We start from the raw sequence: 7027 nt of genomic DNA on the forward strand, positions 1-7027 counted from the left end.
CCTAAGTTGCACCGATGAGGCGCGCCTGGAGCAGATCAATCTTGGCGCGGCCGTACATTTGGCGCTTGATGAGTTTGAGCTTGGTGATCTGGCCTTCGGTCTGGCCATTCGACCATGGAGAGATAATGGCGTTGCGGACTGCGGCGATGTCCTTTTGGACCCCGTTTGCAAAGGACCCGACGAGGCTTGCCTTCGCGCCCTCGAGCCAAGCGTCCAGTTTTGCGACCGCCTTTGATCGGATCATCTGCTGAAAGTCGTCGATCAGCGTTCGCGCGATGGTCAGGTCAGGCACATTGCTCTCGATTGCCGCGACCAGCAGGGCGTCGGATTTGGACAGGTCTGCGTATTCCAATGATTCCGGACAGTGATTCCGAGACGAAACCGGACACCTATTCCGATAGAATACCGGACGCGATTCCGAGGCGAAGCCGGACGGGTTAGAGCGCCTCTGGGTCTCTTTCGATATTTGTCGACGAACTCGTTTTCGCTCAAGCGGGAGTTGCGTCTGGGACTGGCAGGACCTTGTGTTTGCGCATGCTTTCGCCGGAAAGTTCGATGCGATAGGCGTTATGAACAAGGCGGTCGAGAACGGCATTGGCGATGGTCGGATTGCTGATCATGTCATACCAGTGATCCACGGGAATTTGACTTGTGAGGATGGTGGAACGCTTCTCGTAGCGATCCTCGACGATTTCCAGGAGATCGCGGCGTTGTTCGTCGTTGAGCTTCTCCGGCCCCCAATCGTCTAAAATAAGCAAGTCCGTTTTGGCCAGGCTCTTGAGCAGCTTCGCGTAACGGCCGTCTCCGCGGGCAAGGGCGAGCGAGGCGAAGAGGCGCGGCACACGGTGGTACGCGACCGAGAGATCCTCGCGGCATGCCTTGTGGCCGAGCGCGCAGGCCAGCCAGCTCTTCCCGACGCCGGCTGGTCCGATCAGGAGCAGGCTATGGCGCTGTCTGATCCAGTCGCATGTCGCCAGCCTCATGAAGAGATTGCGATCAAGACCGCGGGTTGCCCGGAAATCAGCGTTCTCGATCTGGGCGTCATGACGTAATCTGGCGGCACGGGCTCTGGCCTCGAAGCGCTTCTGACGGCGCGTTGTCGCCTCCCGTTCGAGCAGGAGGGCAAGCCATTCGCCGTGCTGGAGGGCTCTTGCCTCCGGCTGCGTCTCCAGTTCCTGGAACGCGTTTGCCATGCCGGAAAGGCCGAGTTCGCGCAGCATGTCGATGGTGGGGTTGATAAGCATCGTTGATTGTCTCCTTAATGAAAGTAGCCTGGGCCGCGAAGATTGGCGTGCTCGCCGACGGCGGCAGGTTCGGCGGTGTGCCTGGAGGCTTTGTGGGATTTGATGAGGGCGCTGATGCTTTTGCAGTTCAGGCCACCGATCTCGAGCGCGCGGGCTGACACGGCTTCGGCCTGCGCCGTGTCGATCGCCTGGTAGAGCTTGAGAATGCCGAGGCATGTTCTAAAGCCCTGTTCCGGATGCGGCCGGCTGGCAAGGATGGCGATGACGAGCCCCTCGGTCTGTGGACCGATCGAACGAGCCCAGCGCCGGAAGCGCTCCGGCGACCATTCCGCGTAGCGGCGGTGCGAACTGGGCATGTGGTCCGGGTCGGTTCCGAAACGGGCCCCACCATAGCGGCGCTGATGGGCCGCGACGCGTTTACCCTTGAAGAAGATCTCGATCGTTCGGCTCGTTGCCCGGACATCCACCTGCTCTCGGATGAGGCCGTGTGGCACGGAGTAGAAATAGCGCTCGAACTCGACATGATAGTCGGTCGATACACGAGCCAGCCGCCACTCGGCGAACTCGTATTCCTCGGCCGGCAGCGTGGCGAGCGCTGGTCGTTCCATCGTCTCGAACAGGTCGCCGGCATTGGCCCAGTTGGCGCATGACGTGGGTGTTGATCCGCTCGACAGCCTCCCGGATAGCGGCATTGGCTTCGTCCAGGGAAAAAAACGTGTGGTTACGCAGCCGGCCGAGAATGCAGCTCTGCGCGAAACGGACGCCGCTTCGGTCGCGCCGGCAGAACGCCGACACCGTAGTGCGAAGCCATCATGCCGAAGCTGCGGTTGATCTCGGGGTCGTAGAAGCTCGACCGATTCACGCCAGACTTCAGATTGTCGGGAACAATTAGGCGCGGGACGCCGCCAAAAAAGCGTAACATGCGCACATGCGAGCCAATCCAGTCCGGCAGGGTCTGGCTCCAGGTCGCCTCGGCGAAGGTGTAGCTCGACGCGCCGAGCACCCCGAGAAAGATCTCGGCCTGGCGGATCTCCCCGGTCTTGCGGTCCGCGATCGGCAGCTTCTTGCCGGAGTAGTCGACGAACACTTTGTCACCGGCGACATGCTCCTGGCGCATCGTTGGCGACAGCCGCCGCTCGAAGCCTCTAAAGAGATCACAAAAACGGCTGTACGCGTAGCCTTCAGGATGAACCGCCCGATACTCCTCCCACAGGATCGACAGCGTCACGCCCGGCTTCTTCAGTTCGACGGCCAGCGCCCCCCAGTCAGGCTCGGTGCGTCGGCGTATCCCTTGTTTGACGCCCTGACGGGAGAAGAGCCGATGTTCGAGAACATCGTCCGTCAGCTCCGCCGGCAACGGCCAGGAAAGGCCGGCGGCAGTCGCTCGCTCTATGTTGTCCTGCACCGTACTGCGGGCAATCCCAAGCATGGCGCCAATGTCGCGAACGCTTATGCCGTCCGCGTTTAGGCGAAGCAGTTGTCTCAATTGTCTCATGGTCAGCCTTCTTCTCTTCGGCATGCGTCTCTCCTCTACGTCGAGGAAATGCATGCCCAGGTTGCTGACCCAAAGGCACTATCCAGGCTTCAAAACTGTCCGGTATTTAATCGGAATCGCGTCCGGTTAATTCTCGGAATCGCGTCCGGTTTTTGATCGGAATGCCGTCCGGTAAATCGTTGGAATCCGCACAGGTCGTCGCGCGCCAGCGTCATGAGCCTGGCGATGCTTCGTGCCGAAGGCGTGCGGGCAAGTGCGCTTTGATCGGCCTTTCCGGCCAGCCGTCGGCGCCGCGCCCATTCAGAGACGACGCCGATCTGGCCGCAGAAGCCCTTCTCGCGCATTTCGCGCCAGAGCGCCGATGCATTGCGCGCGCCTTGCCCCCAACGGCTGTCCAGCCAGGGGAGCCATTCCTCGAGCGAGCTTTGTCGGACGCGGAACACATCGCAGCGCTGGCCGCGCAGGACGCTACGGACGAGCTTGCGGCTGTGCCCGGTCCGCTTGACGATCTGCTTGATCGGAATGCCCTGCTTCGACAATTCCAGAATGGCCTCGTTGGTTTCCTGCCGGCGCTGATATCCCTCATACTGTAGTCGTTCGGCATAGGTGAGAAGCCTCGGATCTATGATGGTGCTGCCGACTATAGCGCGACAATCTGGGGTTCTTCCGCATATTTGGTGCAGGTCCCCTTCGGCCCTCCATGGGCGGGCTATTGCACGGGTCAGGCAGCTGCCAGGAGCCTGTTTCTCAGCAGTGGATATCCCGAGCGGCCATACATCTGGCGCTTGATGGTTTTGAGACGGTTGATCTGTCCCTCGACGGGGCTGGTGCTCCAGGGCTGGGTGATTGCCGCCCGGACAGCCTCGATGTCACGGCCGATGCCTGCTGCAAGGGAAGCCAGTTCGCTGTCCGCGGTATCGGCGATCCATTGCTCGAGGCCGGCATCATCGTCGCCGCGTATCAATGCAGCAAAACGGCGGGCAAGTTCGCCCGCGATAGCAAGCTGTGGCGCGTGTTCATAGAGATGGCACAAGAACCGCTCGGTCTGTTCGTCGAGAGATGTCGGGTCCTCGCTGAGGAGGCATGCACAGTTCAGACGCGATGGCGGCCGCCATCGCGAATTTGGCGGAGCGGTCGATGACCGCTCCTTGCGGGCGGCGGTCCACCTGTAGACGGTCGCCCTGCTGCCTTCAAAGCCGCGACGCTTGATTTCGGTCCACAGTTGCAACCCGTTGTGCTGGCCTACCTGCCAGCGCTTTTCGAGATAGTCTCGAAAAGGATCCATGAGGACGGAGCGCGCGGGCGGCCGTCGGTGTTCGGGCTCCCCGCCCGCTGCAAGCCAGCGTTCGACCGTTCTCACGTTCATGCCAATCCGAGGCGCGATCTGGCGCGGCGACAGGCCGGCCTCCCGCAAGTCAAGGATTTCAGCATAGAGTTCACTGCGCTGGTCGCGTCGCGACCGGCGCAGGCCATCAAGCTTCGTGGAAGTCTCTTCCGGTGGTTCCGGCTCGGCTTCAGCGTTTCCGGCCATCTCGGACGCCATGGCCTTTCCGGCGGCGCTGACCGCCTTGCGATGGCGACCGACGGCCAGACGCAACGCTTCGCCCAGGTTCTGGAGAAGATGCCAGCGGTCGGCGACCTGCGTTGCATCGGGAGCACCGCGACGGGCGCCCTCGGCATAAACGCCGGCACGATCGCGCGCGATGACCTCGATGCCAGGATGGCGCTCCAGCCAGGATGCGACTGTGTCGGCATTTCGATCCGGCAACAGATCGAGGACGCGGTTGCGCTCCAGATCGCAGATGATCGTCCCCTAGCGCTGCCCCTTGCGCCAAGCCCAGTCGTCGATGCCGACCACCCGCGGCCCTTGCGACGGCTCGAACCCGGCCGCGCGGATCATCCGCAACAGTGTGTCGCCGCTCACCGGCATGGCGAGCCTGTCCGACAGGCGTGAGCCCGGCTCACCACCCGCCGCGAAGCCCATCGCTAGCTGGCTTTCGCCGAGCCGAACCGTGCGTCGAGCTTTCGGTTGAACCGTCTCAGGAAGTCTCTCGGTGAAGATCCGGCGCGGGCATTGGGGATCGGCACATCGAAACCGTCGTGCGTGAAGCTGGATTTCGACAACCCGTCCCTGCCACGGCAGATCGGCCAACCGGCGCATGTAGTGACTGTGGACGCGGCGGGTTCGGCGACCGCAACATGGACAGCAGGAGTCCATCGCCTTCGGCCGAGCCACAAGCACCACCCTCTCGGCCTGCGGCAGAATTTGGACAATCGAAAGCTCGGGTGAAATCAGCAAGCGGAAGGCATGGAGCACGGGCAAATCACGGCGTCGACTGCGATTCCGACTCTATGAACTTATTCGCACCGGCCGTGAATCCCGCAACCTGCACCAAATATGCGGAAGAACCCCTGATTGACGCTGCGCTCTCACGTTGATTGCCGCGCCGCAGCCGACGGCCTTTCGGATCTGCCGCATGGATTTGCTAACCGCGTCGAGAAAGGCTCGGCTGGCGTTTTCCATCAGGTGCCAGCGGTCGGCCACCTGATCGGCATGTGGCAACGCCTTGGCGATCGCCTCGCCATATCCACCACCTCGGTCACGCGCGACGGTCGTGATGGACGCATGGCCCATGAGCCATGCCTGCGATGTCGCCTGCTCGCGATCAGGCAGCAATGTCACCGGCCTGCGGCGTTCGAGATCGCAGACAATCGTCCCGTATCGCTGACCGCGCCGAAATGCAAAGTCGTCAATGCCGATGATGGCGAGCTCATCACGTGGCTGTTCAGTCCTGCGGCGCACGACACGCAACAGGGTATCGTTGCTCACCGGCATCATGAGGCGATCGGCAAAGGCCGCAGCCGGCCTGCCGCCAAGCGCGAGCCCCAAGTGATGAACGATCGTCTCAAGACGTCCGGTCCTTCGCGATAACGGAGCCAGAATATCGGCGCCAAACCGCTCGGCAAAAATGCGGCGGCGGCAAAGAACGGCGTCGCACCAGAAACGGCGAACCGTTACCCGCAGGAAAACCCGCCGACCGGCGATCGGCAAATCGGCGGCTTGTCGCTGATATCGGCTCTGGGTCCGGAGTGAACTGGTCCCGCAGCACGGGCACGTTGCCGAAAGCGCCGTAGCGCGAACGTCAAGAAATACGCAATCCGTGTCGATCTCCGCATGCTCGACGACGAAGCCCGCCGGCGCCAGTTTCGTCGACCCAGATCTCCGTTCCATCGCGCTGACCCCCTCGGAAAAATCGCGACTTCAGCCTTCACATGCAGCGAGATTGAGTCTGACCCCAAAAAGGACCCCTGTAACGCAGGGTTGTCACACTGCCTTCGGTTTCATCGGAGGCATTTGTTTTGGATGTTGGTTGTGGAGACGATTGCGAAGATACGTCGGCTTTCGCTGGTCCAGGGGAAGTCGATCAAGGAGATCTGCCGCGAATTGAGGATATCGCGGAAGGTTGTCCGGAAGGTGCTGCGGTCGGACGCGACATCGTTCTCCTACGAGCGTGAGCATCAGCCGATGCCGAAGATCGGCCCCTGGCAGGATCAGCTCGACGGGCTTTTAAGTGGCAACCACGCCAAGGCGGCGCGCGAGCGGCTGACTCTGATCCGGATTTACGAGGAGCTTCGCGGGCTCGGATATGAAGGCAGCTACGATGCGGTCCGTCGATACGCCAAGGGCTGGGCGAAGGCGCAAGGATCGGCAACGGCGGAAGCCTATGTGCCGCTGTTCTTCGCGCCGGGAGAGGCCTACCAGTTCGACTGGAGCCACGAGATCGTTCTGATCAACGGCGTGACGGTGACCGTGAAGGTCGCCCATGTTCGGCTCTGCCACAGCCGCATGATGTTCGTCAGGGCCTATCCGCGCGAGACGCAGGAGATGGTGTTCGACGCCCATGACAGGGCCTTTGCCTTCTTCGGCGGCGCCTGCACGCGCGGCATCTACGACAACATGAAGACGGCGGTGGAAACGATCTTTGTTGGCAAGGACCGCCAATACAATCGCCGCCTCCTGCAGATGTGTAGCCATTATCTGGTGCAGCCGGTCGCCTGCACGCCAGCGTCGGGCTGGGAAGGGTCAGGTCGAGAACCAGGTCGGGCTGGTGCGTGAGCGCTTCTTCACGCCCAGGCTGCGCTTCAAGACCTATGAGGAGCTGAACGCCTGGCTGCAGGACAAGTGCGTCGCCTACGCCAAGGGTAAGCGCGAATTTCCCCGCACCTTTTGCTGTTGAGTGCTCTGATGCATGAGGTGTCCACCAAAATAGGTGGACACCTTGTGATG

General features: G+C 61.8%; 7 protein-coding genes and 2 pseudogenes. 1 reads left to right on the top strand and 8 read right to left on the bottom strand.

Going from position 1 to position 7027, the window contains the following annotated elements:
* Position 1: 1 nt before the first annotated feature.
* From NKJ73_RS32080 to NKJ73_RS32115, 8 genes and pseudogenes are all read right to left on the bottom strand, one after another.
* Complete coding sequence (locus tag NKJ73_RS32080) at positions 2-595, bottom strand: transposase (protein WP_352572339.1); 594 nt, start codon at positions 593-595, stop codon at positions 2-4.
* Positions 489-1244, bottom strand: coding sequence for an IS21-like element helper ATPase IstB (gene istB, locus NKJ73_RS32085; RefSeq protein WP_352572341.1), 756 nt, complete (start codon positions 1242-1244; stop codon positions 489-491). The genes NKJ73_RS32080 and istB overlap by 107 nt, the downstream gene beginning before the upstream one ends.
* Positions 1245-1258: 14 nt before the next feature.
* Positions 1259-1936: a Mu transposase domain-containing protein gene (locus NKJ73_RS32090; RefSeq protein WP_352572343.1), complete on the bottom strand. Its 678-nt coding sequence runs from the start codon at positions 1934-1936 to the stop codon at positions 1259-1261.
* Positions 1937-1965: 29 nt separating this feature from the next.
* Entirely contained in the window at positions 1966-2763 is a 798-nt protein-coding gene (gene istA, locus NKJ73_RS32095; RefSeq protein ID WP_352572345.1) for an IS21 family transposase, read from the bottom strand.
* Positions 2764-2828: 65 nt separating this feature from the next.
* Positions 2829-3083: a hypothetical protein gene (locus NKJ73_RS32100; protein ID WP_352572347.1), complete on the bottom strand. Its 255-nt coding sequence runs from the start codon at positions 3081-3083 to the stop codon at positions 2829-2831.
* A 377-nt stretch (positions 3084-3460) separates the two neighbouring features.
* Complete coding sequence (locus NKJ73_RS32105; protein ID WP_352572349.1) at positions 3461-4507, bottom strand: transposase; 1047 nt, start codon at positions 4505-4507, stop codon at positions 3461-3463.
* A gap of 45 nt (positions 4508-4552) precedes the next feature.
* Complete coding sequence (locus NKJ73_RS32110) at positions 4553-4957, bottom strand: transposase family protein (RefSeq protein WP_352572350.1); 405 nt, start codon at positions 4955-4957, stop codon at positions 4553-4555.
* Positions 4958-5182: 225 nt separating this feature from the next.
* A pseudogene (locus NKJ73_RS32115) lies at positions 5183-5971 on the bottom strand (ISL3 family transposase); the annotation flags it as partial.
* A gap of 132 nt (positions 5972-6103) precedes the next feature.
* On the opposite strand from NKJ73_RS32115, the pseudogene istA (NKJ73_RS32120) reads away from it, so the two are divergent.
* Positions 6104-6941, top strand: a pseudogene (gene istA, locus NKJ73_RS32120) (IS21 family transposase); the annotation flags it as partial.
* Positions 6942-7027 lie beyond the last annotated feature (86 nt).

The sequence above is a fragment of the Mesorhizobium sp. M0074 genome (genome assembly GCF_040322975.1).
Classification (GTDB): Bacteria; Pseudomonadota; Alphaproteobacteria; order Rhizobiales; family Rhizobiaceae; genus Mesorhizobium.

Bases quoted from the DNA above. Each gene is read 5' to 3' on its own strand.
- NKJ73_RS32090 (WP_352572343.1), bottom strand. From the start codon at position 1,936: ATGCCGCTATCCGGGAGGCTGTCGAGCGGATCAACACCCACGTCATGC.
- istB (WP_352572341.1), bottom strand. From the start codon at position 1,244: ATGCTTATCAACCCCACCATCGACATGCTGCGCGAACTCGGCCTTTCC.
- NKJ73_RS32080 (WP_352572339.1), bottom strand. From the start codon at position 595: ATGCCGTTCTCGACCGCCTTGTTCATAACGCCTATCGCATCGAACTTT.
- istA (WP_352572345.1), bottom strand. From the start codon at position 2,763: ATGCCGAAGAGAAGAAGGCTGACCATGAGACAATTGAGACAACTGCTT.
- NKJ73_RS32100 (WP_352572347.1), bottom strand. From the start codon at position 3,083: ATGCGCGAGAAGGGCTTCTGCGGCCAGATCGGCGTCGTCTCTGAATGG.
- NKJ73_RS32110 (WP_352572350.1), bottom strand. From the start codon at position 4,957: ATGGACTCCTGCTGTCCATGTTGCGGTCGCCGAACCCGCCGCGTCCAC.